This window comes from Serinibacter salmoneus (assembly GCF_002563925.1).
In the GTDB taxonomy this organism is placed as follows: domain Bacteria; phylum Actinomycetota; class Actinomycetes; order Actinomycetales; family Beutenbergiaceae; genus Serinibacter; species Serinibacter salmoneus.
On the sequence record NZ_PDJD01000001.1, the window covers coordinates 585,874 to 612,357 of the forward strand.

Sequence of the window (26,484 nt, forward strand, 5' to 3'; positions counted from 1 at the left end):
GCCCAGACCACTTTGAGGTCACGGACCGTGACCTTGCGATGAGGAGACACCATGCCTACGCCCACTAAGGGCCCCCGCCTCGGAGGCGGGCCGGCGCACGAGCGGCTGATCCTGGCCAACCTGGCGACCTCGCTCTTCGAGCACCGCCGTATCACGACCACCGAGACCCGCGCCAAGCGCCTGCGTCCGCTCGCCGAGCGCATGGTGACCTTCGCCAAGCGGGGCGACCTGTCCTCCCGCCGTCGCGTGATGACGGTGATCAAGGACAAGTCCGTGGTCCACGAGCTGTTCACCGACATCGCCCCGCAGATGGCTGAGCGTCAGGGTGGCTACACGCGTGTGACCAAGATCGGTCCCCGCAAGGGTGACAACGCACCGATGGCCGTGATCGAACTGGTGCTGGAGCCGCTGAGCCCGAAGCAGGCGACCGTGGCGGAGGCCACGGCCGCGACCAAGCGTGCCGCGAAGCCCGAGACCGAGGCCACCGCCCCGGTGCAGGAGACGCCGGCTGCGCCGGAACCTGCCGAGGAGAGCGCCGAGGAAGGCACCGACGAGGCCAAGTGAGCCCGCGATGACCAAGGGCCCGGATCCGTGAGGATCCGGGCCCTTCGTGTGTAGAACTGCCCGCGTCGAACGGGATCATACGTCGGGGGAGGCGTCGTGAACGGGGTCCGTCCGCCTGCGGACAGTGGCACCCGGGGGCGGGGTCGAGGTGTAGGGGGCGGACACCTCGGCCCCGCTGACCCGGGTAGTGAGGGGCTTGCGTCCTTCACTGCCTCCACTATGCCCACGGCGGTGCCGATCGGATACTGGGGTTCTCCCCAGCGGTAGGAGATCGGGATCGGCCCTAGTATGTCGTAGCGGCGGACGGAGAAGGGGGATGGTGTGACCAGGGCGCTCTGCGTCGGGCGTGAAGCGGAGATCGCGGCGATCCTGACTGAAGCGGATGCCGCGGTCCAAGGCACGCGCGCAGCGGTGTTGCTCGTGCGTGGCGCACCGGGCTCGGGGAAGACGACCGTGCTCGACCAGGCCGTCGTGAGCATGCGCGAGCGGGGCTATTCGGTTGCCCGTGGCCGGGCGGATGCCCTGGACGCGGCGCGCCCGTACGCGGCTCTGCTCGACACGATCAATCGCTCAGAGTTGCTCTCGGACGCCATGCGGGAGGCCTTGGAGACCCTCCGCGCAGTGGTGGATCCGGTCGCCGTCAGGGCGCGGCCGGGTGCCGAGGCAGCACGTGGCTCCGAACGTGTGCTCGACCTGACGGTGCGAGCCCTGCGCACCGCGGCGCAGGAGGGCCCCCAAGTGGTGGTGCTGGAGGACCTGCATCACGCGGATGCCGCGATGATGCAGATGCTCGCCACCGGCCTGCGAAGCCTGGACCATGTGCCGGTCGTCTTCCTCCTCTCGCTGCGTCACGGGTTCGAGGACCGGACAGGTGAGCTGGAGTCGTTCGTCAATCGTCGAGCCGCGGACAAGCGTGCCGTCGTCCTTGACCTGGAACCGCTGTCCCGCGCCGATGCGCGTGAACTCGTCCAGGCGCGGGTGGCCCAGGCGGGCAGTGGGATCGGTCCCCAGGACATCGATGCGCTGGCCGCGGACGCGTACGAACGCACGGGCGGGCTTCCTCTGTTCCTTGATACCTATGTACACCAGCATCTCGAGGGCGCCGCCAACGCGTCCACGTATCCGCGGCGCACGAGGATGCACCTGCAGGAGTGGTTGCTCGGGTACGACGCACTGGCGCTTCGCGTGGCACAGGCGCTCAGCGTCCTCACCTCGATCCGCCTCGTGGACCTGGAGTGTGTGCAGGAGGCCATCGGCTATCCGGCATCGGACCTCGAGGGCGCATTCGATCGCCTGGTCCGGATGGGTGTGCTGTACGAGGAGGGGCGCGAGTTCCACTTCGCGCAACCGATGTTGCGCGAGGAACTCTACGACGCGCTCGGGGCAGCGCAGCGGGTGCGGATGCACGCAAGAGCGGCGAGACACCTGGAGGCGCGCGGTGGCCGGGTCACCGATCTGGTGGGCTGGGCGACACACGTTGTGAAGTCGACCGAACCGGGAGACGACGCCGGGTTCAATGCGGCACTCGAGGTTGCCGAGCACGTGGGACTGTCAGCCCCGCTGGTGGCGGCGGAATGGGTCGGGCTCGCCCGTGAGCGCCTGCTCCCCGGCGATCCACGGGAGTTCGATGTCGATGCCACCCGGGTCGGACTGCTGTCCTACGGTGGCAGGCTCGCCGAGGCCATTGCGCTGTCGGAGGAGGTCCTGGAGAAGAACGGGATCGGGGGGCGGACCGCCCGCCTCGCGCGGGAGCACTCCATGAACCTCCTCGGGGTGGGTCGATTCGCGGATGCGCTGGAGGTCCTGACGCGCGCTGAGCGCAGCGGGGTCGTCGATCCCGCGCACGCCCCGGTCAGGGCACATGCGCTGTACAGCCTGGGTCGGCGGGAGGAGGCCGACGCCGCGGCGCTCCTCGCCGCCAGGAACGAACCGATGGAACGCGATGCGTACTTCGCCTGGCTGGTGATGAGTGCGTTCGACGCCCAGGTGCTCGCCCGTGAGGACCGCGATGCACTGCGTGAGCGCCTCGAACGGGAGGCGGGTGAGTTCGGTCCACTTCTGGAGCGCGAGGCGCGGGCCGCGCTCATGGTGCTGGCCATGGAAGGTGGCGGTGGTGCCAACGAGGCGCGCCGCCACGCCCGGCGGATCGCCGAACTCACCGGAGAGGACTGGGCCCCGAGGCTGGACAGCACGCAGATGCTGGCACAGACCGAGCTGTCCTTCGTGGAGGGTGCCTGGGACGAGGCCTTGGCGTGGGCGGACCTGGGCCGCAGCGGCGAGGAGTCCGCCGGCATGTCCGTCGCTCGGGACGCGGTCAGGGCACTCGGCGTGTTGATGCTGGACGACCTGGCCAGGCCGCGAGAGGCAGCGGACCTCTCGCGGGGGCTGGTGGCGCGGGCACCAGCAGGCGCGCCATTGGTCGAGGCGGCGCACGCCCGCGTTCTCGTCAGCGGCGGTGAGATCGCCTCGGCCAGGGACCGGCTCATCCGCCAGATCGACTGGCAGCTCGAACGTGGTCTACCGATCTTCATCGGGCTGGTCGCGGAGGAGCTGGCGCGTCTGCCTGAATCCGACACGGACGATGAGGTGCTGTCCCACATTCGAGGCGCGCACGAACTGGCGGCGCCGTTGGGTTGGCCCGCCAACGACGTCTACCTCAACCGCACGCTCGCTCGGATGTACTGCGCGACCGACCCGGACACGGCGGCCCGGCACGCGTCCGTGTCCTGGGAGATCGCCCACGCACACGGGATGCATGCCGAGTCCGCGCGCAGCGGGCTGGTCCTGGGAGCCCTCGGTGTCGATGCCTCCTCCCACCTCGTGGCGGCGCACGATCTCTTCCGCACGCTCGGTGCCGCAGACCTGGTCAGTACGGCTCGCCGGCACATGCGTTCGGCCGGCATCCCGATACCCCGGCAGCGCCGGCGGCGGGGGAAGGCGAGCGAGGTCGAGGGCGTGGTGGCCCGGCTCGCGATCGAGGGCCTGACCAATCATCAGATCGCGCAGCGTCTGCACTACAGCGTCAAGACCGTGGAACTGTATCTCTCACGCGTCTACCAGCAGTACGGGGTCTCGGGCCGCGTGGCGCTGGCCAGTGGCGTGGCGAGCGGCGCCATCGAGCTGTGAGCACGACCACGGCTCCCGGCCCGTGCGCGCCGTCGGACCCGATGCCGCTTGCGGGCCTCGGCGTCGTGTTCCTGCACGGCGTGCGGACCTCGGGCACCATGTGGCGCGACCAGGTCGACCTCCTGCGCAGGCAGGGCGCCGAGGTGACTGCTGTCGATCTGCCGGGCCACGGCACCGCGCTCGCTGAGCGCTTCAGCCTCGACGCCTGCGATCAGCGCATCCAGGAGGCTGTCGAGGCCCTTCGCGTGCGTTGCCCCCGCGTGGCGGTGGTCGGCTTGTCGCTGGGGGGCTACCTCGCGCTGCACTGGGCGGCGCGGACCTGCTGCCCACCCGAGATCCTGGTGGTGAGTTCGTGCACGGCGCGAACCGGGGGCGTGCTGCATCGTGGCTTCCTCGCGCTCACGCGCGTGCTCGGGGACTCGGGCGGGCGCCGGCTCAGCGCCCGCGCCGCCCGCCTCGCGGTGGGGGAGCAGGCCGCGCACGACATCTCCGCCGGCGGGGTGAGCGTGGGCGGGCAACTGGCGGCGCTGCGCGCGCTACTGCCCCTGGATCCGCTCGGGGACCTCGAACGGGTCCTGATGCGCGGGATGGACACCACGTTCCTGATCGGGGAGTTCGACCACTTCCGTCTGCACGAGCGCGAGTTCCGGGCCGTGGCCGCGGGTCGGGCGCGGTGGGTGCTGATACGGCGGGCCCACCACCTGGTGAGCCTGCATCGGCCCCGTGCCTACAACCGGGCACTGCTGGGCGAACTGATGCGGACCCAGGCAGAGTCCGTCACCGCGGCAGGGACCACGCGCGCACCCCGCCGACGATCCCCGCGGAGTTCGGCACGATGACCACGTCCTCACCCAGCCGAGCGCGTGCCACCGCCGTGATGCGGCGGGAGTTGCCCCCGCCGAGGTACAGGCGGTCCCATGCGATCACTGGGCGCAGGGCGTCCACCACGCGGCGTACACGCCGCGACCAGTGCGAGTCGCCCAGACGTAGTCGCTCGTGTTCGCCGATGTAGTCGTCGTAGGTCAGCCCCCACCGCAGCGGTGCCTGGGAGAGCTCCAGGTGCGGAGCGAGCCGCCCGCCGTCGAACACGGCGTTCCCGAGGCCCGTGCCCAGGGTCACGATCACCTCGAGTCCGGTCCCGGCCACGCTGCCCGCCCCGTGCACCTCGGCATCGTTGAGCACAAGGGCGGGCACGCCGAAGCGCGCCGCCACGGCGGCTCGCATGTCGAAACCCTCCCACGCCGCCCTCAGGTCCGGCAGCACGCGCGTGCGCGGACCCGCCTTGGTGACGTAGTGCGGCGTGGACACCACCACGCCGTGCCGGATCATCCCGGGCATCCCGAGGGTGATCCGTTCGAACGGCGGGAGCCGGTCCACGAGGCTGGAGACGACACCGAGCAGCGACTCGGGCGGGAGCGGGTACACGGTGGGTTCGCGCAGCGCGGCGCAACGGGGGGTGCCGGTCTCGTCCAGGACCGACGCCTTGATCCCGCCGCCGCCGCAGTCGACGGCGAGCGTGGCGTCCATGAGGCCAACGTACCGATACCTCGGACGCCGCCGCGACGCCTGGGGCGGTAGGTTCGTGCGGTGACCGACGCATTCCCGAACGAGTCGATCCGGGTACGGCTCGATCTGGCCTACGACGGCGCGGCGAGCCACGGCTGGGCGCGTCAGCCCGGGTTGCGCACGGTGCAGGGGGTCCTGGAGGAGGCGCTGAGCACACTGCTGCGCAGACCCGTCCCCGTCACCGTGGCGGGCCGAACCGACGCCGGTGTCCATGCCCGCGGGCAGGTGGTGCACCTCGACGTGACCCAGCGGGAGTGGGCCGCCCTGCCCGGGCGCAGCGAGCGCACACCGGAATCGTCGCTGCTGGCCCGGATGGCGGGCCTGCTCCCGCCGGACATCGTGGTGGGGCGGGTCGAGGTGGTGCCCGCCGCCTTCGACGCCAGGTTCGCCGCGCTGTGGCGACGGTACAGCTACCGGATCCACGACGGCGCGGCGCCCGACCCCCTGCTGCGTTCCTGGGTGGTCCACCACCGCCGCCCGCTCGACGAGCTCGCGATGGCGCAGGCGGCGGGCACACTCGTGGGGGAACACGACTTCCTGGCGTTCTGCAAGCCACGCGCGGGTGCCACCACGATCCGGACCCTGCTCGGTCTGTCGGTGGCCCGCGCGGGGGACATCGTGACGATCGAGGCGCGCGCGGATGCCTTCTGCCACTCGATGGTGCGCTCGCTGGTAGGCGCCTTGATGGTGGTGGGGGAGGGACGCCGCGCAGTGGCGTGGCCCCGGGAGGTGCTCGATCGGCGACATCGCGACGGCGCGGTACCGCTGGCGCCGGCGCCGGGCCTGGTGTTGGAGGAGGTCGGCTACCCACCTTCGCAGGGCCTCGCCCAGCGAGCGAGGCAAGCACGCGCGGTCCGTGGCCCTGTCCATGGCCCCGTCCAAGGCGCACGGCGTGGCGTGGGCGGCGCCGGGTGTGCCCCGCAGGAGGGTCAGTCCTCCTCGTCGTAGCCGTCCAGACCCTCGCGCTCGCGCGCCTCCACGCGTTCCAGTTCCTCCAGCGAGGTGGTGTGCATGGCCGCCTCCTCACTGCTTGCCGCGCCGCCGGCGACCCCGGCGTCGCGCGCGAAGGAGTCCTGGCCCCACGCGCCGTCGCGCACGGCCTCGAGACGCCCGGCGCGGTCGGGTTCCTGACCCCGTCGGACCGAGTCGGCGGTGTCCGGGAGTTCCTGGGCCAGGCGGGAGTCCAGCGGTTCGGCGTGCCGTGCCTCCCAGGCGGTCTCACCCCAATGGTCCCGCGTGTCCCGTTCGCGCGGGATGACCCCCTCGTCCAGCGCGTCCTCCACCCGCGAGGACTCCAGGGTGTCGTCCTGGTCGAGCTGGTCGCCGTCGATCTCGGCGCCGTTCTCGCCCGGGACGATGTCCGAGTGGTGGTCCCAGTCCGCCTGTGAACCCGGCTGTGCGTCCATTGCCCTACTGTGTCACTGCCGCGATGCTCACGCCAGGGCATGCGGACGGCGTGTGCGGTCGTCGAACGGGTGGCGGCGAGCAGTCCCCGCGGGGCGTAGCCGGCCGTTTTGACCACCTGCACACCGAGGCAGTACAGTAGTGACTCGTTGTGCGCTCGTGTCGGCCCTGCCGACCCACGGTCGCGACGCTGACGCGGACCCAGGAGTCCGCCCCGGCGTCCTTCCTCAGGGCGGTGCCACGTGGCGGAGTCTTGCGACCCGCGCATGTGCACCGGATCGGCGCACTCGCCGAAACCACCCGGCGTCGCCGGTGGGGAGGGGTCGTGTTCGTCGGCCCCAACCCTGCCAGTGAGGCCCATGCACCGAAATGAAGGCTACGACTGTGCGTACGTTCACCCCGAAGCCGTCTGACGTCGACCGCACCTGGTACGTCATCGACGCGACCGACGTCGTCCTCGGGCGTCTGGCAAGCCACGCGGCCACCCTGCTGCGCGGAAAGCACAAGGCGACGTTCGCCGCCCACGTCGACACTGGCGACTTCGTCATCGTCGTGAACGCGGACAAGGTCGTCCTCACGGGCGACAAGGCGGACAAGAAGCTCGCCTACCGCCACTCCGGTCACCCCGGTGGCCTCAAGGCGGTGACCTACTCGGAGCTGCTCGCCACCAAGCCGGAGCGAGCCGTGGAGAAGGCCATCGCGGGGATGCTCCCCAAGACCTCTCTCGGACGCGCCCAGCTGCGCAAGCTCAAGGTCTACGCAGGCCCTGAGCACCCGCACGCCGCCCAGCAGCCGCAGTCCTACGAGTTCAGCCAGGTCGCGCAGTCCCGCGCCTGACGACATCACCTGAAGGAGAATCGTGGCTCAGCCCATGACTGACGAGCTGGACGAGAACGCACCCGCCAGCTACACCACCGAGTCGGACGCCCCTGTCGCCAACCGCGGCCAGAGCATCGCCGCTCCCAGCGCCGCCGTCGGCCGCCGCAAGGAGGCCGTGGCGCGTGTCCGCCTCGTCCCCGGCAGCGGCAACTGGACGATCAACGGCCGCACCCTCGAGGACTACTTCCCGAACAAGCTGCACCAGCAGCTCGTGAACTCCCCGTTCACGCTGCTCGAGCTGGTCGACCGCTTCGACGTGGTCGCCCGCATCGACGGCGGCGGCGTGTCCGGCCAGGCCGGAGCGCTGCGGCTGGGCATTGCCCGCGCACTGAACGCGATGGACGTGGAGTCCAACCGCCCCGCGCTGAAGAAGGCCGGATTCCTGACCCGCGACGCCCGCGTCACGGAGCGGAAGAAGGCCGGTCTGAAGAAGGCCCGCAAGGCGCCCCAGTACTCCAAGCGCTGATCCACGCAGCCATGGCGAGAATCTTCGGCACCGACGGAGTCCGAGGCCTCGCGAACCGCGACGTCACGCCCGAGCTCGCGCTCGGGCTTGGCGTCGCGGCTGCGCATGTGCTCGCTTCGCACCGCGGCGAGGATGAGGACATCTCCGCACCCCACCCGGGGCACCTCACGGCGCACGACGACCGTCCGCTCGCACTGATCGGGCGTGACTCGCGGGCCTCCGGCGAGTTCCTCAGCGCCGCGCTGGCCGCTGGCATGGCCTCCGCGGGTGCCGATGTGGTCGACGTGGGTGTGCTGCCCACGCCGGCGATTGCGCATCTGACCGCGGTGCGGCGCGCCGATGTCGGCGTCGTGGTCTCCGCCTCTCACAATCCGATGGCGGACAACGGCATCAAGTTCCTCGCGCGCGGTGGGCACAAGTTGGCCGACAGCGTGGAGGACGAGATCGCCGCGCGGATGGCCGACCCGTGGCAGCGGCCCATCGGCCCGGACGTCGGGCGCCTGGCGCGGGACGCCGGGGGTGCCGGCCACGAGTACGTGGAGCACCTGCTCGCCTCGACCAACACCTCCCTCAAGGGGCTGCGGATCGTGGTGGACTGTGCAAACGGAGCCGCGAGCCAGGTCGGGCCCGAGACCTTGCGGGCGGCCGGCGCCGATGTGGTGGCGATCAATGCCTCGCCCGACGGCCGCAACATCAACGAGAAGTGCGGCTCCACCCACCCCGAGCAGCTGCAGGCCACGGTGGTGGCCTCCGGCGCCGATCTCGGGGTCGCCTTCGACGGCGACGCCGATCGTTGCCTCGCCGTGGACAGCACCGGTGCCCTCGTGGACGGCGACCAGATCATGGGGCTGATGGCCCGCATGATGCACCGCGCCGGCACCCTGGCCCACGACACCCTCGTGGTGACCGTGATGAGCAACCTCGGCCTGCTGCAGGCCATGCGTGCCGAGGGGATCGCCATCGAACAGACCGGGGTGGGGGACCGCTACGTCCTGGAGCGGATGCGACAGGGCGGCTTCAACCTCGGCGGCGAGCAGTCCGGGCACATCATCTTCTCCGACCACGCCACCACCGGCGACGGCACCCTGACCGCGCTCCAACTGGCCGCGCTCGTGGCCAACGAGGGCGACCTGGGTGAACTCGCCTCGTTCGTGCGGCGCCTGCCGCAGGTCCTGATCAACGTGGGCGGCGTGGATCGCACCCGCGCGGGTAGCGACCAGGCGCTCGCTGAGGCCGTGGCCTCGGCCGAGGCGGACCTCGGGGAGTCCGGGCGGGTCCTGCTGCGCCCCTCGGGTACAGAACCTCTCGTGCGCGTCATGGTGGAGGCCGATACCGCGCGCCGCGCGACGCGCGTGGCGGAGTCGCTCGCCGAGGTGGTCCGGGCGCGCCTGGCGCTGTGAGGCCGAGTCGCCCACGAGGGCGACGGCGCGCCTGACCGCTTCGCGGGCCGACACCGAGGCGGCCCGCAGGTTCTCCGGGTGGTCCCTGGGGTGGATCCCCGTGGCGGTATCAGTCCGCGGGCGGAGGCGCCCGCTGCTCCCGCGTGCCACGGTGGAATGGAGCAACCGGCGGATCAGGAAGGTGCGGGGCGTGGAGATCATCTCGGCGATCGAGGAGTGGGTGGTGGCTGCCGCCGGCCAACCCTGGGTGCTCCTGGTCGTGTTCGCGCTGTGCTTCATCGACGGGTTCTTCCCGCCGCTCCCCAGCGAGTCCATTGTGATCACGATGGCGACGCTCGCGATGACCGGCGTCGGGCAGCCGCTGTGGGCCGTGATCCTCGCAACCGCGCTGGGTGCGCTCGCGGGTGACTGCGTGGCCTACCTCATCGGCCGCACGGTCCCGTTCCGCACGCTCCCCTACCTGCGCAGCGAGCGGGGTGCGGCGCTCATCCGGGGCGCCGAGAGGCAATTGACCAAGCGTGGCGGCACCTACATCATCGCCGCCCGCTACATCCCGGTCGGACGCATGCTCGTGAACATGTCTGCCGGGATGGTGGGCTTCCCGTTCCGTCGGTTCGTGGCCTTCGACGCGATCGGGGCCACCCTGTGGGCCCTGTACAGCGTCGCGATCGGCACGGTCTCGGGCGCCCTGTTCGGGTCCTCGCCGCTCGTGGCGATCGTGGTGGGGGTGGCCGGCGGCATCGCGCTGGGTGTGGTCATCGATCGGGTGCTGCGCGCGGTGGGCGTTGCGCCCGCGGAACTGCAACCCCGTACGGCCCAGGCCGCCCCGCGCGGGTGAGCGTGGACCCCCGGGCGTGCCTGCTCAGGGTTTGCGCAGCAGCACCCGCTGGATGCGGTGGTCGGCGTCCTTGGTCATCACCAGGGTGGCGCGGGAGCGGGTCGGCAGCACGTTCTCGCGCAGGTTGGGCTCATTGATCCGCGACCAGATGCCACTGGCGACATCCTGCGCGGCGTCGTCGTCCAGATCCGCGTACCGGCGGAAGTAACTCTCCGGCTGGGTGAAGGCGGTCCGCCGCAGCCGAAGGAAGCGCTCCACGTACCACCGTCGGATGTCCTGCACCTCGGCATCCACATAGATCGAGAAGTCGAAGAAGTCCGAGACCGCCAGTCCCCGCTGCGTGCCGGGCTCGATCACCGGCGGCGCCAGCACGTTGAGCCCCTCGACCACCAGGACGTCGGGCCGATCCACCACCTGCCGCTTCTCGGGGATCACGTCGTAGGTGACGTGGCTGTAGACCGGCGCCGTGACCTCGGGGATCCCCGACTTCACCTGCGCGAGGAAGCGCAGGAGCGCCCGTCGGTCGTAGGACTCGGGGAACCCCTTGCGTTCCATCAGTCCGCGCCGCTTCAGCTCCTCGTTGGGGTGGAGGAAGCCGTCGGTGGTGATCAACTGCACGCGCGGCATCTCGGGCCAGCGCCGCAGCATCTCCACCAGCACCCGGGCGGTCGTGGACTTGCCCACCGCCACCGACCCCGCGATCCCGATCACGAACGGGGTGGGCCGGCCGCCCTCCGCGAGGAAGGTGGTGACCGCCTGGTGCACCCCGCGCACCCCCGCCACGTACAGGCCGAGCAACCGGGACAGCGGCCGGTAGACCGTGTCCACCTCACGCAGGTCGATCGGATCGGACAGTCCGCGCAGGCGCACCACGTCGTGCGTGGTCAACGGCAGCGGCGTGGAGGCCGACAGCCTGCTCCAGTCCGCCCGGTCCAACTCCACGAACGGACTCGCACCCGGTGCCCCCGATGCGGCGGAATCGGGCAGGCGGACCTCGTCGATGAGGTCGGGGACATGGCGGCTCACGGCACCAGTCTCCCGCACGCCGAGGATGTGCGCGTCCGGCCACACCCCGGGTCGGCGGCTATCGTGTCCCCCATGTGCGGAATCGTGGGATACGCAGGGGGCGCGAGCCCATCGGTCCGGCCCCTGGAGGTCGTCTTGGCCGGTCTTGGCCGGCTGGAGTACCGGGGGTACGACTCCGCCGGCGTCGCGGTGGTGGGCCCGGACGGACTGAGCACCGCCAAGCGCGCCGGGAAACTGGTGAACCTGACCTCTGCGCTGGAGTCCGAGCCGCTCCCGCCGGCGACCGCTGCCATCGGGCACACCCGGTGGGCCACGCACGGCGCCCCCACCGACGCCAATGCGCACCCGCACCGCGTGGGGGACCTGGCGCTGATCCACAACGGGATCGTGGAGAACTACGCCGAACTCAAGCAGGCCCTCCTGGCGGACGGCGCGCACTTCCAGTCCGAGACCGACACCGAGGTGGTGGCCCACCTCCTGGAGCGCGCCTACACCGGGGACCTCACCCAGGCGATGCGCGCCGTCGTGGATCGCCTCGAGGGCGCCTTCACCCTGCTGGCCGTGCACACCAACCAGCCCGGGGTCGTGGTGGGTGCCCGGCGCAACTCCCCGCTCGTCGTCGGCCTCGGGGACGGGGAGAACTTCCTGGGCAGCGACGTCGCCGCGTTCATCTCCGCGACCAACCGCGCCCTGGAGATCGGGCAGGACCAGATCGTCACGATCACCGGCGAGGAGGTCCGCGTGGAGACCTTCGCCGGTGAGCGGGTGGAGCCCACCGCCTTCACGGTGGACTGGGACGCCAGCGCGGCCGTGAAGGAGGGATACCCCTCCTTCATGGACAAGGAGATCCACGACCAGCCCAAGGCCGTGGCCGACACGCTGCTCGGGCGCACCAGCCCCACCGGTGCCCTCGTGCTGGACGAGTTGCGCATCGAGGAGTCGGTGCTGCGCGCCGTGGACAAGATCATCGTGGTGGCCTGCGGCACCGCCGCCTACTCCGGCCACGTGGCCAAGTACGCCATCGAGCACTGGTGCCGCATCCCCGTCGAGGTCGAGCTCGCCCACGAGTTCCGCTACCGCGACCCCATCGTGAACCCGCGCACCCTCGTGGTCGCGATCTCGCAGTCCGGGGAGACCATGGACACCCTCATGGCCGTGCGGCACGCCCGCGAACAGGGCGCCCACGTGCTGGCGATCGTCAACACCCACGGCTCCACCCTGCCGCGCGAGGCGGACGCCGTGCTGTACACCCACGCCGGCCCCGAGGTCGCGGTGGCCTCCACCAAGGCCTTCCTCGCGCAGATCACCGCGTGCTACCTGCTCGGCCTCTACCTCGCCCAGCTGCGCGGCACGAAGTTCCCCGAGGAACTGCGTGACGCCCTCGCCGAGTTGCAGTCGATCCCGGACAAGGTCGCCGAGGTGCTCTCCCGGGAGGAGGAGGTCCGCGCCGAGGCGCGGGCCATGCACGAGGCCACCTCGGTGCTCTTCCTCGGCCGCCATGTCGGCTACCCGGTTGCCCTGGAGGGCGCGCTCAAGCTCAAGGAGATCGCCTACATCCACGCGGAGGGGTTCGCCGCCGGCGAACTCAAGCACGGGCCGATCGCCCTGGTGGAGCCGGGGCAGCCGGTCTTCATCATCGTGCCCTCCCCGCGGGGGCGGGACGTGCTGCACCAGAAGGTCGTCTCCAACATCCAGGAGGTCCGCGCCCGGGGGGCGCGCACCCTGGTGATCGCCGAGGAGGGCGACGAGGCCGTGGTGCCCTACGCGGATGTCATCTTCCGGGTGCCGCAGACCTCCACGCTGCTGTCCCCGCTGGTGGCCGTGGTGCCGCTGCAGATCTTCGCCAGCGAGCTCGCCACCGCCAAGGGTCTGGACGTGGACCAGCCGCGCAACCTCGCCAAGTCCGTCACCGTGGAGTAGCCGTGATCGTCGGGATCGGCGTGGACGTGGTCGACATCGCCCGGTTCATCGCCACCCTCGAGCGGACCCCGCGGCTACGGGAGAAGCTGTTCACGACGGCGGAGCGCGAGTTGCCCGACGCCTCCCTGGCCGCGCGTTTCGCGGCCAAGGAGGCGATCGCGAAGGCGCTCGGGGCACCGGGCGACCTCGTCTGGCACGACGCCACCGTGCACCGCACACCCGGCGGGCCGCCGACGGTGGACCTGCGGGGAACGGTGCTGCGGCGCGCGCAGTCACTCGGCATCACCACCTGGCACCTGTCGATCTCGCACGACGCGGGAATCGCCTCCGCGTTCGTGATCGCCGAGGGCTGACCTACTCCACGCACGGGCAGGCGCGCGCTGGGAAATTGCGCCCGATCCCGTTTGAGGTGCTTACCCGCTGGCAACACGCCGTCCGGCAACTTAGGGTTGAGGTGTGACGCGCACGCGGCGACCCCCGTCGCCCCTGGACCGGATTCGCTTCGGGAACACCCGGTGCGCGCGTATTCCCAGCAGCTGGGCCTTGAGAGGACTTGTGGAATGACACTGCAGAACGAATCAGCGCAGACCAATGGATTCAACGTGGTCATCGACGCGCTGCAGGCCAATGGCGTCGAGACGATGTACGGGGTGGTCGGGATTCCGGTGACGGACCTCGCGCGTTTGGCCCAGGTCCGCGGAATGCGCTATCTCGGGTTCCGCCACGAGGGGCCGGCGGGCACCGCGGCCGCCGCCGCCGGGTACCTCACCGGGAAGCCGGGGGTCGCGCTCACGGTCTCGGCCCCCGGGTTCCTCAACGGGTTGGTCTCCCTTGCCGCCGCCACGGTGAACTGCTTCCCGATGATCCTCATCTCCGGGTCCTCCGAGCGCGAGATCGTCGACCTCTCCCGGGGTGACTACGAGGAACTCGACCAGTACAACGCCGCCAAGCCGTACGCGAAGGCCGCCTACCGGGTGGACCGCCCGGAGGACATCGGCCTCGCCGTGGCGCGCGCCGTGCGCACGGCCACCTCGGGACGCCCCGGCGGTGTCTACCTCGACCTGCCGGCCAAGACCCTCTCCGCGCTCATCGACGCCGAGAAGGCCGCGGCCTCGGTGTTCACCGTCACCGACCCGGCCCCCGCCCAGCTGCCGGCCGACGATGCGGTGGCCCGCGCCGTCGACGTGATCGCGGCCGGGAAGAAGCCGCTCATCATCTTCGGCAAGGGCGCTGCCTACGCCAAGGCGGAGCAGGAGGCGCTCGAGCTCGTGGAGGCCACCGGCATCCCGTTCCTGCCGATGTCCATGGCCAAGGGACTCATCCCGGACACCCACGAGGCGTCCGTGGCTGCCGCGCGCTCGCTCGCGCTGAAGGAGGCCGATGTGGTCATCCTCGTCGGCGCCCGGCTGAACTGGCTGCTCTCCCACGGCGAGGCGCCGCACTTCAACCCCGACGCCCGCTTCGTGCAGGTGGAGATCGACGCCACCGAGTTCGACTCCAACCAGCCGGTGGCCGCCCCGCTGGCGGGGGACATCGTCTCGGTGCTCGGCAAGCTCACGCCCGCGCTGCGCGCCGCCGGGGTGCAGGCCGACGGCGACTGGCGCGCCGAACTCGCCACCAAGCGCGAGGCGAACGCCGCCAAGATGGCCGCCAGCCTGCAGGCGCCGCACACCCCGATGGGCTACTTCGGGGCGCTGGGGGTGCTGAAGAAGGCCATCGACGCCGAACCGGACACCTACCTGGTGAGCGAGGGCGCGAACACGCTCGACATCGGCCGCAACGTCATCGACATCCACCTGCCGCGCCACCGCCTGGACACCGGCACGTGGGGCGTGATGGGCGTCGGCATGGGGTACGCGATCGCCGCCGCGGTGGAGACCGGACGACCCGTGATCGCGCTGGAGGGCGACTCCGCCTTCGGGTTCTCCGGTATGGAGGTGGAGACGATCTGCCGCTACCGGCTGCCGATCGTCGTGGTCATCCTCAACAACGGCGGCGTCTACAAGGGCGACGGCGTCAACACCCACGGCAGCGACCCGGCACCCACCGTGCTGGACCTCCAGGCCCGCTACGACATGCTCGCGACCGCGTTCGGCGGCACCGGCTACCACGTGACCACCCCGGCCGAACTGGACGAGGCCCTCACCGCGGCGCTCGCCGCCGGGACGCCCACGGTGATCAACGCCGTCATCGATCCGACGCTGGGCACCGAGAGCGGGCACCTGACGAACCTCAACCCGGCCACGGCCATCCCCACGAAGTAAGGAGCGCACTCGTCATGAGTATTCCCCCCGTCACGCCCGAGGTCGCCCCCGAGCCGGACTACGAGAACCTCGAGGCGAAGAACGCCCACCTCGACCGCAGCAAGCCCTACCCGCTGGAGGGGCTGCTCGTGGTGGACCTGACCCGGGTGCTGTCCGGACCGACCTGTGCGCGCATGCTCGCCGATGCCGGTGCCCGCGTGATCCATGTGGAGCGCCCGCCCAAGGGCGACGACACCCGCGCCATGGGCCCCTACGTCGAGGACGGTTCGAGCGAGTACTTCCGCCTGGCGAACGTGGGCAAGGAGTCGATCACGCTGGACTTCACCGACGCCGACGACTTCGCGTTCCTGAAGAAGCTCATCGCCAAGGCCGACGTGGTGGTGGAGAACTTCCGCCCCGGCGTCATGGCGAAGCTCGGGATCGCGCCGGAGACGCTGGTCCAGGAGAACCCCCGCCTGATCGTCGCCTCGATCTCCGGGTTCGGGCAGTACGGCCCGATGAGCAGCCAGGCCGCGTACGACACGATCATCCAGGCGCTGTCCGGCGTGATGGCCTCCACGGGCTTCCCCGACGGTCCCGCCACCCGCGTGGGCACCTCGCTCTCCGACATCATCGCCGGGATCTTCGGGTACTCCTCGATCGTCACGGCACTCGTGGCGCGCGAGCGCACCGGCAAGGGCTCCACGGTGGACGTCTCCATGCTCGACTCCACGTTCGTGCTGCTCGAGCACGGACTCATGGACGCCCTCGGCCTGCACGAGCGCCCCACCCGGATCGGGAACCGCCACCCGTTCATGTACCCGTTCGACACCTTCGAGGCCAAGGACCAGCCGCTGGCGGTCTGCGTGGGCAACGACCACCTCTGGAAGGTGTTCTCCGAGGCACTCGGGCACCCCGAGTGGGTCACCGACGAGCGGTTCGTCACCAACTCCGACCGCGCCACCAATTGGGCGGACGTGAAGGCCGCGATCGAGTCGGTCACCACCACCGATGTCGCCGAGGTGTGGCGTGACGCCCTGGAGACCGCGGGTGTGCCGGTCGGCATCGTGCTGAACGTGGACGACACCCGCCGCCTGCCGCAGATCATCGAGCGCGGCATGGTCAAGGTCGTGGACGGCCGCGAGGTGCCGGGCTCGCCGATGAAGTTCGGCACCTGGAACTCCTACGGGGCGCAGCACGACGCGCCCACGCTGAACCAGCACGGTGAGGCGATCCGGGCGGAATTCGCCTGATGGCCACTCCGTTCACCGAGGTCGCCGCCACCCCGTTCGTTCCCGGTCTGACCGGGTTCGCCGAGCACAGCATCACCCACGGCTCGGGTGGCGGCGAGGAGACGACCCACACCCTGTACGCCGGGGCAGTGGCGAGCTCCTTCATGGCCGAGGTGTGGGCGAAGGCCGTGGCGGCGGGTAAGCCGGAGGAGGGGTGGGGCGCGATCGAGCTGCACTCCCGGGTCACGGTCGAGCACATCCCCGACCCCGAGGCGGCGCAGGGGGAGCGGGTGGTGGCGGACATCCAGATCAACTCCACCACCATGACGCTGCCCGACGTCGCGGCCTGGGTCGAGCAGGCGAGCCGGACCTGGGATGCGCAGGCGGTCCTGCCCGCCGACGCCCGGTGGACGGCCGCCGCACGCGGCTGAGGTCGACCTGCCGCACACACGAGCGCCCGCGACCCATGGGTCGCGGGCGCTTGTGGTTGTCCTGAGCGTGTGCTGAGCGTGTGCCGGCGTCAGCCGGTCACGGGATCAGGCCGCCGGCGGTCGGGTCCGGGTCGAGGTTGCGGTGCTTCTGGCGGCCGGCGATGAGCGCCAGGATGATCGTCAGCGCGGCGGGCAGCAGCAGCGCCCACCCGGTCCCCGCCACCGGGGTGCCGTTGACCAGCACACCGTCCTGGGTCGCGTCGTGTTCCCAGCCGAGCCACACGTTGGTCAGGGCGCCGATCGCGCCACCGCCGGCGAAGCCCAGCAGCACCAGGAAGAAGATCCCGGACCACTTCAGGTTCGGCTCGCCGTTGATGCCCTTCTTGTTGATGAAGGACTGCACGAGGAAGTTGAACGCGGCCTGCACCACGAAGGTGACCGCCACGTTGCCGTAGAGCATGCCGTGGTTCTTGTGGAAGGAGTTGCCCTGGGCGCCGGCCACGAAGCTCACCACGAAGCAGACGATCTGCGCGCCGGTCTTGGTCTCGGGGATCACGCTGGTGGCCCACAGCACGGCCATGAGGGCGATGATGAGGCCCTCCGCCCACAGCACCGGCACCGTGTAGACGCGACCCTTGCGCAGCCAGGTGGTCATGAAGTAACCGCAGACGAAGGACCCGAGGCCGAACGCGATCACCGAACCCCAGGCGAACAAGAACTTCGACCACTCACCGGTGGCCAGGTAGATGCCGGAGGAGGCCACGTTGCCGGACTGCACGGTCGCGAACGTGGCGGCATTCATCAGCGTCCACGCGTTCAGCGTTCCGCAGACGAACGCGAGGACGAATCCGATGACGGGCAGTTCCATCAGCGGGAACCGCACCGCCTCGGGGTGGGAATCGATCTGCTTGTAGGTCGTCACGAGGGGAGACTCCAGGAATACCGAGAAAATGTGCGAGGGCGCGTAAGCGCGCCTGACGACACGCTAACCCGTTTGCGGCGATATTGCCCCCTCGGTCGCACGGGCCCTGTGCGCGGGTGGGGCGCGCGGCAGGATAGGGGCATGAGAACCGCGCACCGGGTGACGGACGTCGTCGACGCCGAGACGCCCCTGCTGGCAGCCGGGGTCCCGCTGATGGAGCGCGCCTCGTTCGCCCTCGCCCTCGCGGTCGCGAGTGACCTGCGCGCGCGGCGCGGCCGCGTGGTCGGAGCCAGGATCGGGGTCCTGGTGGGTGGCGGCAACAACGGGGGCGACGCCCTCATCGCCGCCGCCCACCTGGCGCGGCGCGGGGCGGCGGTGGAGATCGTGGGCGTCGGGCGGGCGATGCACGAGGCCGGTGCCGCGCGGGCGCGGGCGGCCGGGGCGCGGTTCCTGGACGCCGACCAGGACGCGGGCGAGCTCGCGGGGCGCCTCGCCGGCTGCGCGGCGCTGCTGGACGGCATCACGGGGATCGGCGCCTCCAGCGGCCTGCGCGGGCGGGCGCTGGAGGTCGTGACCGCGCTGCGAGGCGCCATGGCCTCCCGGCCACGTGGTGAGCGGCCCTGGGTCGTGGCGGTGGACGTGCCCAGCGGTGTGGGGGTGGACGACGGCGCGCTCCCCGAGGGCGTTCTCCCCGCCGACCGCACGGTCACCATGGGCACCGCGAAGCCGGCACTGCTCCTGCCGCCGGCCGAGGTCGCGGCCGGGGAGGTGACCACGGTGGCGCTCGGCCTCGACCTGACGGGGGCGAGCCACGCCGTCGTGCGCCTCGAGGCGGGTGACCTCGCCGAGGAGTGGGCCGTTCCCGGACCGGCCGACCACAAGTACACCCGCGGCGTGCTCGGCATCGCCGCGGGGTCGGACACCTACCCCGGCGCTGCGGTGCTCGCCACGAGCGCGGCCGTGCGCGCGGGCGCGGGCATGGTCCGCTACGCCGGGCCCGACGCCGCGGCCGCCCAGGTGCTCACGCGGCACCCCGAGGTGGTGCGCGGACTGGGTGAGGCCGACCAGGTGGGCCGCGTGCAGGCGTGGCTGCTGGGCTCCGGGGTCGGGGCGGGGGACACCGAGCGCCTGGCGTGGCTGGAGCGGACCCTGACCCACGCCGTCGAGCGCGGGATCCCCGTGGTCGCCGACGCCGGGGCGCTCGCGGTGCTGCCCGAGCGGCTGCCCGCCACCGTGCTGCTCACGCCGCATGCCGGGGAGCTCGCGGGGCTGCTCGCCGCGCGCGACCCCCGCGCCGGCTGGGACCGTGCCCGGGTGGAGGCACTGCCGGTGCGGGCGCTGCGCCGCGCCGTGGACCTCACCGGGGCGACCGTGCTGCTCAAGGGCGCCACCACGCTGGTGGCCGGGCCGAGCGGGCCGGTCCACTCCCAGGCCGAGGCGACGCCGTGGCTCGGCACCGCCGGCGCCGGGGACGTGCTCGCCGGGCTCGCCGGGATGGTGCTCGCCTCCCGGGCGGGCGACCTCACGGGCGCCGGCGCCGATCCCGAACTCACCGCGCGGCTGGGGGCGGTGGCCGCCTCGGTGCACGGGCGCGCGGCGCGGCGGGCGGCCGGGGTGGAGGGGGCCGCAGGGGTGGAGGCGTCGAGGACCAGGCGTGCGCCAGCCGGCGGGTCGGTGGGTGGCCCGATCACGGCGCTCGACGTGGCCGAGGCGCTCCCGTCCGTGATCCGTGACCTGCTCGATGGGACACTGGGAGGGTGAGCGACTACCCGGCACGCGCCCTGATCAACCTCGCGGCGATCCAGCGCAACGTCGCCGCCCTGCGCGAGCGGGCCACCGCGCCGGTGATGGCCGTGGTCAAGGCGGACGCCTACGGGCACGGCCTGGTGCCCAGTGCCCGCGCGGCGCTGGCAGGCGGGGCGACCTGGCTCGGTGTGGCGCAACTGTCCGAGGCATTGGACCTGCGCGCCGCCGGGGTCGACGCGCCCCTGCTGACGTGGATCTACGCCCCCGGGGCACCGCTGGCGCGGGCCGTTCGGGCCGGTATCGACCTGTCGGTCGGGGCACCGTGGGCGCTCGCGGAGGTGCGCGCCGCCGTCGCCGCCACCGGGCGCACCGCCCGGATCCACCTCAAGGTCGACACCGGCCTCGGGCGCGGCGGGCAGTTCCTGCCCGCCTGGCGCGACATGCTCGACCAGGCCCTGCGCGCGCAGGCGGCCGGCGAGGTCGAGGTCGTCGGGGTGTGGTCGCACCTCGCCTCCGCGGAGGACGTCACCTCCGCCACCACCGCCTCCCAGCGCGAGGTGTTCCTGGAGGCGGTGGCGCTCGCCGAGGCAGGCGGCGCCCACCTGGAGCTGCGCCACCTGGCAAACTCCGCCGCGACCCTGGTGCGCCCGGACCTGCACTTCGACCTGGTGCGGCCAGGGCTCGCCGTGTTCGGGCTCAGCCCGCTGCCCGGCGTGAGCGCCGGGGAGGTGGGCCTGGAGCCCGCGATGCGGCTGGAGGCCTCCCTCATGGTGGTCAAGCACGCGCCCGCCGGACAGGGCGTCAGCTACGGCCACACCTACACCACCACCGCGCAGACGGTCCTGGCCGACGTGCCACTGGGCTACGCCGACGGGATCCCGCGGCACGCCGGGTCCGCAGGACCGGTCCAGGTGGCCGGGCGGCGGTACACGATCGCCGGCCGGGTCTGCATGGACCAGTTCGTGCTCGACCTCGGCGCCGACTCGAGCGCGGCCGCCGGGGACGTGGCGGTGCTGTTCGGCGCCGGCACCGACGGCGAACCCACCGCCCAGGACTGGGCCGAGGCCGCCGGGACCATCAGCTACGAGATCGTCACGCGACTCGGGGTGCGGGTGCCGCGCGTCCACCACCGCGACGGGGCGATCCAGCCCACCACCCAGAGGACCCCATGACTCAGACTCAGACCGCCATCGAGATCCATCTGCCCGACGCCGACGCCACCCGCGCCCTCGGCGCGGCGCTCGCCTCGCTGCTGCGCGCCGGCGACCTGCTCGTGCTCACCGGCGACCTCGGCGCCGGGAAGACCACGCTGACCCAGGGCATCGGCACCGGTCTCGGGGTGCGCGGTCAGGTCGCCTCGCCCACCTTCGTCATCGCTCGCGAGCACCCACCGCTCGGGGAGGGCCCCGGCCTCGTGCACGTGGATGCCTACCGCCTCGGCGGCCTGGAGGAGCTCGACGCCCTCGACCTGGACTCCTCGCTGGAGGAGTCCGTCACGGTCGTGGAGTGGGGCGAGGGCCTCGCGGAGAACCTCAGCGACGACCGGCTGGAGGTGCGCATCGATCGGGCCCGCGGGGACGAGGTCGAGCGCGGCCGCAGCGTGACGTTGGTCGCCGTGGGGGAGCGCTGGGCCGGCGTGGACCTCACCCCGCTGCGGGTCTGAGGCGCGCTGCGGGTCCGGTCCGGCCTGGTGAGGGTGGGGGCCGCTCTGCCCAGGCGCTCGTTCCTCGCGCCTCACGCCCAGCCACTCCGGAGCGGCCCCCACCCTCACCAGACCTCCTGCCTCTGCCCGCCACCGAGCGTGCTGTTGTGCAGGCACCCTCTCGCCGAGCGGGTGGTTGTGCCGGGTTTCGGTGTTGCGGGGCTGCGTAACTCATCGTTCGGCGGGTATGGGGGCGGCGTAACTCATCGTTCGGCGGGTATGGGGTGCGCGCGCGGGGGGATCTAGGCTGGTGGGGTGGCCACGATCCTCGCCCTCGACACCTCCTCCGGCAGCGCCGTCGCCCTCGTGCGCGACGGCGTGACGCTCGCGAGCGCGAGCAGTCCCGACCCGCGGGGGCACGCCGAGCGCCTGACGCCCCTGGTCGCCGGCGTCCTCGAGGAGGCGAGTGTCGGCATCGGTGATCTCGACGCGATCGCCGTGGGCACCGGTCCCGCTCCCTTCACCGGTCTGCGCGTGGGGCTCGTGACCGCCGCCATGCTCGCCCGGCCCCGCGACCTGCCGGTGTGGGGGGTGCCGAGCCTGGACGCATGGGCCGCGGGCGTCGCGGCCCACGCACCCGAGGGTCTCTCCGAGGTGCGCATCGTCACCGATGCGCGCCGCAAGGAGGTCTACACCGCGCGTTACCGCCTCGAGCCCGGGAGCGCCGGCGGGATCCGCCTGAGCGAGCCCCACGCCGTCGTGCGCTCCGCCGGCCTGGCGGCCACGGGTGAGGCGGTGGCCGGACCTGGCACCGACCTGTACCCGCAGGAGTTCGCCGCGGCCCGCGTGCTCGCGGCGAGCTTCGACGTCTCCCAGATCGCGCTGCTCGCCGCGGCGCGGGTGGAGCGCGGCGAGGCGGTACCGACCGAACCGCTGTACCTGCGGCGACCCGATATCCACGGCAAGCCCGCCTCGGCGATGGCGGGCGGCCGATGAGGCTGCGGCCGCTCACGCCCGAGGACCTCACCACGGTGATGGACCTCGAGGCGGTGCTGTTCGGCGCGGGCTCATGGTCCCGGGCCTCCTACGAGGCCGAACTCGCTCACCCCGGCAAGACCTACGTCGCCGCGGTGGAGGACGAGGACCCCACAGTGTTGCTCGGCTGGGCCGGCGTGGCGCTCGACCCGGAGTGGACGGTCACCACCATCGGGGTCTCCCCGCACGCCCAGCGCCGCGGCGTGGGAACGGCGCTGCTGGACGCCCTGATCGCGGCGGTCCGCGAGGCCGGTGGCGAGGAGTTGTTCCTCGAGGTGCGCGCGAACGACGGCGCCGCCGCCCAGATGTACCGCAACGCCGGGTTCTCCCCGGTGGCGCTGCGGCGCAAGTACTACCAGCCCGAGGGGCTGGACGCGGTGGTGATGCGGTTGCCGCTCGCGCCCTCCCGCACGGCCGGCGTCGGGCCGGTGGGGGCCGAGGCCACCCTGCCACCGGCCGAGCCCCAGACGCCGACGACGGCGCCGACGCCGCCGCCGCCGATCGCCCCCGCCTTCGTGGATGTCACCGCGGTGCGTCGCGCGGTGTGGAGCCCGCACGCACCCGTCCTGCTGGACGTCCGCTGGGCCCTCGGGCGCAGTGATGGGCGCGAGTCCTACCTCGCCGGGCACCTGCCGGGCGCCGTGTTCGTGGACCTGGAGACCGAGCTGGCGGCACCCGCCTCACCCGCGCTCGGGCGGCACCCGCTGCCGACCACCGCAACCCTGCAGGAGGCCGCGCGCCGCTGGGGCATCACCGCGCAGCGGGACGTGGTGGTGTACGACGACGCCGGCGGCACCTCCGCGGCCCGCGCCTGGTGGCTGCTGCGCGCCGCCGGCGTGAGGAGGGTCTCGATCCTGGACGGCGGCCTGCGCGCCTGGGTGGCGGCGGGGGAGCACCTCGAGGAGGGCGCGGTGCGCCCACGACCGGGCGACATCACCCTCGAGGACCCCGCAGCGGGAGCGCACCTGGCGGTGGTGGATGCCGACGGCGCGGCGGCGCTGGCCGCCTCGGCCGACGGCGTCCTCCTGGACGCGCGGGCGGGCGAGCGATTCCGCGGTGAGGTGGAGCCGGTCGATCCGCGAGCGGGCCACATCCCGGGCGCCGTGAGCGCGCCGACCACCGAGAACCTCACCGGCGACGGGCACCTGCGGGCGGACCTGCGGGACCGCTTCGCCGCCCTCGGGGTGGTGGCGCAGGCGCACGACGCCGCAGCCGAGGTCGCGGTGTACTGCGGTTCAGGCGTCACCGCGTCCCACACCGTCGCGGTGCTGGCCTCGCTCGGCATCGACGCTGCGCTCTACCCCGGATCGTTCTCCCAGTGGAGCAACGATCCCGACCGCGAGGTCGCCGCCGGGCCCGCCTGACCGAGGCCGTCCCGCTCCGATCGCGAGGTAGTCCGGACATGCCGGCTCGGTGTTGTCGCTACAGCGTGCGGACGGCGAGCTCCGCATCCAGGCGTGGTGCACGCGGGTGCGCTCCGCCGTCGGCCATCCCCCACCCGAGGTTGAGCACCAGCAGGCTGCGCCACCCCGACCCGGCGAAGAACGCGGCGTCCACCCCGGCGGCGTCGAAGCCCGCCATCGGCCCCACCTGGAGACCACGGGAGCGCAGCGTGGGGATCAGGTAGCCGATCTGGATCAGCGCGTTGGTGCGGGCGAATGCGGCCCGCTGCTCCGGGTTCTCGGCCAACTGCGCCGCCCACGCGGCGCGGTGGGGCGCCAGCAGCGGGATCTGCTCGTGGAAGTCGGAGTCGGCGGCGGCGATCACCACCAGCGGCGCCGCCACGGTCTTGTCCCGATTGCCGGCGCTCATGTGCGGCGCCAGGGCCTCCCGCGCCTGGCCCTGCGGAACCACGGCGAGGCGCAGGGGAGAGGCGTTCATTGCCGTCGGCCCCCACTTGATCACCTCGTAGGCCGCGTACACCTCGGCGGGATCCACCTCGCCCCCGGTGAAGTGGTTCACCGTGCGGCCCTCGGTGAAGAGGGCAGCGACGATCTCGGACTCCTGCGTAGTGGTCGACTCGGCGGTCATGATCTGGGCAATCCCTCGTGGTGGCGGAGTATTCCGCGCCGTGGCGCGTGTCACAGATCCCGGCGCCGGTAGGCTCGGTGCCCGTGACTGAACCCCTCGTTCTCGGTATCGAGTCCACCTGTGATGAGACCGGCATCGCCCTGGTGCGCGGCCGCGAGCTGCTCGCCGACGTCACGGCCACCTCGATGGACGAGCACGCGCGCTACGGCGGGATCGTGCCGGAGGTCGCCTCGCGCGCCCACCTCGAGGCGCTGCGCCCCACCCTGGACGAGGCGCTGAACCGCGCCGGGGTGGACCTGGGCGATGTGGAGGCCGTGGCCGTCGCCGCCGGCCCGGGCCTGGTGGGCTCACTGACGGTGGGGACCGCCGGGGCGAAGGCGCTCGCGCTCTCCCTGGGGGTGCCGCTGTACGGCGTCAACCACGTGGTGGGCCACGCCGCCGTCGACGAACTGGTGCACGGCGCGTTCCCGGAGCGATTCCTCGCGCTGGTGGTCTCCGGCGGGCACTCCTCGCTGCTGCTGGTCAACGACATCGCCACCGACGTGGTCGAGCTCGGGCAGACCATCGACGACGCCGCGGGGGAGGCGTTCGACAAGGTGGGTCGCCTGCTGGGCCTGCCCTACCCCGGCGGGCCGCACGTGGACCGGCTCGCGAAGGAGGGCGATCCGGCGGCTATCGCGTTCCCGCGCGGCCTGTCCAAGGGCAAGGAGCTCGCGCGCCACCCCTACGACTTCTCCTTCTCCGGCCTGAAGACGGCCGTGGCGCGCTACCTGGAGGCCCACGAGGCCTCGGGAGAGGCGTACTCGCGGGCCGACGTCGCCGCCTCCTTCTCCGAGGCGGTCGCCGATGTGCTGGTCACCAAGACCCTGCGGGCATGCGCCGCCTACGACGCCTCCACGCTGGTGATCGGGGGTGGGTTCTCGGCGAACTCGCGGCTGCGGGAGCTCGCCGCGCAGCGGTGTGAGGAGGCCGGGGTGGAGGTGCGGATCCCGCCGATCCGGTACTGCACCGACAACGGCGCGATGATCGCGGCGCTCGGCTCCGCGGTGGCGCGCGCCGGCCTGCCCGCCTCGCCGTGGGACCTGCCGGTGGACTCCCAGATGCCGCTGGGCGTCACGGTGGTGCCGCCCGCCGCCTAAACGCCGCGAGGTGGTTCTGCGGGTACCGCGTGGCAACTCTGCGGGCGCCGCGAGGCGGTTCTGCAGGCACCGCGAGGCAACTCTGCAGGTACCGCGAGGCGGTTCTGCAGGCGCCGCGAGGCAACTCTGCAGGTGCCACCTGTGCCAGCATCGGCACATGGACCTCACCGAGATATGGCCCGCCGCGGGCCTGCGCGCCCGCGCCGGCGACCTGGAGCTGCGGTGGATCGGCGACGCTCTGATGGTCGACCTCGCCGACCTCGCCTCGCGCGGCATCCACGACCCGGGCGCGATGCCGTTCTACCAGCCCTGGACCCGCGGGACGCCCCTCGAGGTCGCCCGGAACGTGGTGACCTATCAGTGGCAGGTGCGCGGCGCCGTCGGGCCCTCGCGTGTGGTGCTCGAGCTCGGCGCGCTCGTGGCCGGGGTCCCCGTCGGGATCCAGGGCGCCTCGGGCGCCGACTGGTCGGTGCTCGGGGAGGTCGAGACCGGTTCGTGGCTCGGCCGTGAGTACCAGGGGCGCGGGATCGGGACCCGGATGCGGGCGCTCATGCTCGAGCTGCTCTTCGACGGGCTCGGCGCGCAGGTGGTGCGCTCCGGTGCGTTCGCGGACAACCCGGCCTCGAACGCCGTCTCCGCGCGGGTGGGCTATGTGCCCGACGGCGCCGCTCGCCTCGTGCGGGAGGGCGCGGCCGTCGAGCAACGACGCTGGGTGATGACCCGGGAGCGGTTCGCGCAGGTTCGGGAGGCGAACCAGGCACTGTTGGGCGGGCCCGTGGTGCTCGACGGCGTCGAGCCGGTCCGGGCCATCCTGAGCGACTGACCTGCAGAACTGCCTCGCGGTGGCTGCAGAACTGCCTCGCGAAGGAGGGGA

Annotated in this window: 25 protein-coding genes and 1 pseudogene; 21 read left to right on the plus strand and 5 right to left on the minus strand. The window is 72.2% G+C overall.

The window, feature by feature from the left end; genetic code table 11:
- The first annotated feature begins 51 nt into the window (after positions 1-51).
- From rplQ to ATL40_RS02525, 3 genes are all read left to right on the plus strand, one after another.
- Complete coding sequence (rplQ, locus tag ATL40_RS02515; protein WP_098468167.1) at positions 52-564, plus strand: 50S ribosomal protein L17; 513 nt, start codon at positions 52-54, stop codon at positions 562-564.
- Between the two features lie 321 nt (positions 565-885).
- Positions 886-3,690 (plus strand): helix-turn-helix transcriptional regulator, encoded by a 2,805-nt coding sequence (locus ATL40_RS02520; RefSeq protein WP_098468168.1) that lies wholly within the window; start codon positions 886-888, stop codon positions 3,688-3,690.
- A complete protein-coding gene (locus ATL40_RS02525; RefSeq protein WP_143556838.1) occupies positions 3,687-4,529 on the plus strand; it encodes an alpha/beta hydrolase in 843 nt (280 codons plus the stop codon). The genes ATL40_RS02520 and ATL40_RS02525 overlap by 4 nt, the downstream gene beginning before the upstream one ends.
- On the opposite strand, the gene ATL40_RS02530 is transcribed toward ATL40_RS02525, so the two are convergent.
- The gene (locus tag ATL40_RS02530) at positions 4,468-5,217 is read right to left on the minus strand and encodes an ROK family protein (RefSeq protein ID WP_098468170.1); all 750 of its coding nucleotides are present in this window, start codon (positions 5,215-5,217) and stop codon (positions 4,468-4,470) included. The two genes, ATL40_RS02525 and ATL40_RS02530, sit on opposite strands and share 62 nt — an antisense overlap.
- A 60-nt stretch (positions 5,218-5,277) precedes the next feature.
- Here ATL40_RS02530 and truA point away from each other — a divergent pair, with 60 nt between their 5' ends.
- Positions 5,278-6,204, plus strand: coding sequence for a tRNA pseudouridine(38-40) synthase TruA (gene truA / locus ATL40_RS02535; RefSeq protein ID WP_098468171.1), 927 nt, complete (start codon positions 5,278-5,280; stop codon positions 6,202-6,204).
- Here truA and ATL40_RS02540 read toward each other — a convergent pair.
- Positions 6,186-6,662, minus strand: coding sequence for a DUF5709 domain-containing protein (locus ATL40_RS02540; RefSeq protein ID WP_211283046.1), 477 nt, complete (start codon positions 6,660-6,662; stop codon positions 6,186-6,188). The genes truA and ATL40_RS02540 overlap by 19 nt on opposite strands.
- Before the next feature lie 382 nt (positions 6,663-7,044).
- Between ATL40_RS02540 and rplM the strand changes: the two genes are divergently transcribed.
- The 4 genes from rplM to ATL40_RS02560 all read left to right on the plus strand — a co-directional run bounded on the left by rplM (position 7,045) and on the right by ATL40_RS02560 (position 10,243).
- Positions 7,045-7,497 (plus strand): 50S ribosomal protein L13, encoded by a 453-nt coding sequence (rplM, locus tag ATL40_RS02545; RefSeq protein WP_098468172.1) that lies wholly within the window; start codon positions 7,045-7,047, stop codon positions 7,495-7,497.
- 34 nt (positions 7,498-7,531) lie between these two features.
- Positions 7,532-8,005, plus strand: coding sequence for a 30S ribosomal protein S9 (rpsI, locus tag ATL40_RS02550; protein WP_098468173.1), 474 nt, complete (start codon positions 7,532-7,534; stop codon positions 8,003-8,005).
- An 11-nt stretch (positions 8,006-8,016) separates the two neighbouring features.
- The gene (glmM, locus tag ATL40_RS02555) at positions 8,017-9,405 is read left to right on the plus strand and encodes a phosphoglucosamine mutase (protein WP_098468174.1); all 1,389 of its coding nucleotides are present in this window, start codon (positions 8,017-8,019) and stop codon (positions 9,403-9,405) included.
- 190 nt (positions 9,406-9,595) lie between these two features.
- A complete protein-coding gene (locus ATL40_RS02560; protein ID WP_098468175.1) occupies positions 9,596-10,243 on the plus strand; it encodes a DedA family protein in 648 nt (215 codons plus the stop codon).
- A gap of 24 nt (positions 10,244-10,267) precedes the next feature.
- Here the strand turns inward: ATL40_RS02560 and coaA are convergent, their stop codons facing one another.
- Positions 10,268-11,269 (minus strand): type I pantothenate kinase, encoded by a 1,002-nt coding sequence (coaA, locus tag ATL40_RS15145; protein ID WP_425443343.1) that lies wholly within the window; start codon positions 11,267-11,269, stop codon positions 10,268-10,270.
- A 72-nt stretch (positions 11,270-11,341) separates the two neighbouring features.
- Here coaA and glmS point away from each other — a divergent pair, with 72 nt between their 5' ends.
- The 5 genes from glmS to ATL40_RS02590 all read left to right on the plus strand — a co-directional run bounded on the left by glmS (position 11,342) and on the right by ATL40_RS02590 (position 17,095).
- Positions 11,342-13,189: a glutamine--fructose-6-phosphate transaminase (isomerizing) gene (gene glmS / locus ATL40_RS15150; protein ID WP_098468176.1), complete on the plus strand. Its 1,848-nt coding sequence runs from the start codon at positions 11,342-11,344 to the stop codon at positions 13,187-13,189.
- Between the two features lie 2 nt (positions 13,190-13,191).
- A complete protein-coding gene (locus ATL40_RS02575) occupies positions 13,192-13,542 on the plus strand; it encodes a holo-ACP synthase (protein ID WP_098468177.1) in 351 nt (116 codons plus the stop codon).
- A 207-nt stretch (positions 13,543-13,749) separates the two neighbouring features.
- Positions 13,750-15,453, plus strand: a complete 1,704-nt coding sequence (gene oxc, locus ATL40_RS02580) for an oxalyl-CoA decarboxylase (RefSeq protein WP_098468178.1) — start codon at positions 13,750-13,752, stop codon at positions 15,451-15,453.
- Positions 15,454-15,467: 14 nt separating this feature from the next.
- The gene (locus ATL40_RS02585) at positions 15,468-16,685 is read left to right on the plus strand and encodes a CaiB/BaiF CoA transferase family protein (RefSeq protein ID WP_098468179.1); all 1,218 of its coding nucleotides are present in this window, start codon (positions 15,468-15,470) and stop codon (positions 16,683-16,685) included.
- Positions 16,685-17,095: a hypothetical protein gene (locus ATL40_RS02590; protein ID WP_098468180.1), complete on the plus strand. Its 411-nt coding sequence runs from the start codon at positions 16,685-16,687 to the stop codon at positions 17,093-17,095. The genes ATL40_RS02585 and ATL40_RS02590 overlap by 1 nt, the downstream gene beginning before the upstream one ends.
- A 97-nt stretch (positions 17,096-17,192) precedes the next feature.
- Here ATL40_RS02590 and ATL40_RS02595 read toward each other — a convergent pair whose 3' ends face one another.
- Entirely contained in the window at positions 17,193-18,017 is an 825-nt protein-coding gene (locus ATL40_RS02595) for a DUF1275 family protein (RefSeq protein ID WP_098468181.1), read from the minus strand.
- 141 nt (positions 18,018-18,158) lie between these two features.
- Here ATL40_RS02595 and ATL40_RS02600 point away from each other — a divergent pair, with 141 nt between their 5' ends.
- The 6 genes and pseudogenes from ATL40_RS02600 (at position 18,159) to ATL40_RS15320 (ending at position 23,804) form a co-directional block, all read left to right on the plus strand.
- Entirely contained in the window at positions 18,159-19,778 is a 1,620-nt protein-coding gene (locus ATL40_RS02600; RefSeq protein WP_098468182.1) for a bifunctional ADP-dependent NAD(P)H-hydrate dehydratase/NAD(P)H-hydrate epimerase, read from the plus strand.
- Positions 19,775-20,935, plus strand: coding sequence for an alanine racemase (alr, locus tag ATL40_RS02605; protein ID WP_098468183.1), 1,161 nt, complete (start codon positions 19,775-19,777; stop codon positions 20,933-20,935). The genes ATL40_RS02600 and alr overlap by 4 nt, the downstream gene beginning before the upstream one ends.
- Complete coding sequence (gene tsaE, locus ATL40_RS02610; RefSeq protein WP_098468184.1) at positions 20,932-21,426, plus strand: tRNA (adenosine(37)-N6)-threonylcarbamoyltransferase complex ATPase subunit type 1 TsaE; 495 nt, start codon at positions 20,932-20,934, stop codon at positions 21,424-21,426. Before alr ends, tsaE begins: the two co-directional genes overlap by 4 nt.
- A 294-nt stretch (positions 21,427-21,720) precedes the next feature.
- On the plus strand, positions 21,721-22,401 hold the full coding sequence (gene tsaB / locus ATL40_RS02615; protein WP_245866620.1) for a tRNA (adenosine(37)-N6)-threonylcarbamoyltransferase complex dimerization subunit type 1 TsaB: 681 nt from the start codon (positions 21,721-21,723) through the stop codon (positions 22,399-22,401).
- A 38-nt stretch (positions 22,402-22,439) separates the two neighbouring features.
- Positions 22,440-22,820, plus strand: a pseudogene (locus ATL40_RS15315) (GNAT family N-acetyltransferase); the annotation flags it as partial.
- Between the two features lie 3 nt (positions 22,821-22,823).
- The gene (locus ATL40_RS15320; RefSeq protein ID WP_425443389.1) at positions 22,824-23,804 is read left to right on the plus strand and encodes a sulfurtransferase; all 981 of its coding nucleotides are present in this window, start codon (positions 22,824-22,826) and stop codon (positions 23,802-23,804) included.
- 58 nt (positions 23,805-23,862) lie between these two features.
- Here the strand turns inward: ATL40_RS15320 and ATL40_RS02625 are convergent, their stop codons facing one another.
- A complete protein-coding gene (locus ATL40_RS02625; RefSeq protein WP_098468186.1) occupies positions 23,863-24,471 on the minus strand; it encodes a malonic semialdehyde reductase in 609 nt (202 codons plus the stop codon).
- Positions 24,472-24,554: 83 nt separating this feature from the next.
- On the opposite strand from ATL40_RS02625, the gene tsaD reads away from it, so the two are divergent.
- A complete protein-coding gene (gene tsaD, locus ATL40_RS02630) occupies positions 24,555-25,610 on the plus strand; it encodes a tRNA (adenosine(37)-N6)-threonylcarbamoyltransferase complex transferase subunit TsaD (protein WP_098470227.1) in 1,056 nt (351 codons plus the stop codon).
- 157 nt (positions 25,611-25,767) lie between these two features.
- Positions 25,768-26,433 (plus strand): GNAT family N-acetyltransferase, encoded by a 666-nt coding sequence (locus ATL40_RS02635; RefSeq protein WP_098468187.1) that lies wholly within the window; start codon positions 25,768-25,770, stop codon positions 26,431-26,433.
- The last annotated feature ends 51 nt before the right edge of the window (positions 26,434-26,484 follow it).

Bases quoted from the DNA above. Each gene is read 5' to 3' on its own strand.
- rpsI (WP_098468173.1), top strand. From the start codon at position 7,532: ATGACTGACGAGCTGGACGAGAACGCACCCGCCAGCTACACCACCGAG.
- ATL40_RS02585 (WP_098468179.1), top strand. From the start codon at position 15,468: ATGAGTATTCCCCCCGTCACGCCCGAGGTCGCCCCCGAGCCGGACTAC.
- glmM (WP_098468174.1), top strand. From the start codon at position 8,017: ATGGCGAGAATCTTCGGCACCGACGGAGTCCGAGGCCTCGCGAACCGC.
- ATL40_RS02625 (WP_098468186.1), bottom strand. From the start codon at position 24,471: ATGACCGCCGAGTCGACCACTACGCAGGAGTCCGAGATCGTCGCTGCC.
- ATL40_RS02530 (WP_098468170.1), bottom strand. From the start codon at position 5,217: ATGGACGCCACGCTCGCCGTCGACTGCGGCGGCGGCGGGATCAAGGCG.
- tsaE (WP_098468184.1), top strand. From the start codon at position 20,932: ATGACTCAGACTCAGACCGCCATCGAGATCCATCTGCCCGACGCCGAC.
- oxc (WP_098468178.1), top strand. From the start codon at position 13,750: ATGACACTGCAGAACGAATCAGCGCAGACCAATGGATTCAACGTGGTC.
- ATL40_RS15320 (WP_425443389.1), top strand. From the start codon at position 22,824: ATGCGGTTGCCGCTCGCGCCCTCCCGCACGGCCGGCGTCGGGCCGGTG.
- rplQ (WP_098468167.1), top strand. From the start codon at position 52: ATGCCTACGCCCACTAAGGGCCCCCGCCTCGGAGGCGGGCCGGCGCAC.
- glmS (WP_098468176.1), top strand. From the start codon at position 11,342: ATGTGCGGAATCGTGGGATACGCAGGGGGCGCGAGCCCATCGGTCCGG.
- ATL40_RS02635 (WP_098468187.1), top strand. From the start codon at position 25,768: ATGGACCTCACCGAGATATGGCCCGCCGCGGGCCTGCGCGCCCGCGCC.
- ATL40_RS02590 (WP_098468180.1), top strand. From the start codon at position 16,685: ATGGCCACTCCGTTCACCGAGGTCGCCGCCACCCCGTTCGTTCCCGGT.
- ATL40_RS02600 (WP_098468182.1), top strand. From the start codon at position 18,159: ATGAGAACCGCGCACCGGGTGACGGACGTCGTCGACGCCGAGACGCCC.
- ATL40_RS02540 (WP_211283046.1), bottom strand. From the start codon at position 6,662: ATGGACGCACAGCCGGGTTCACAGGCGGACTGGGACCACCACTCGGAC.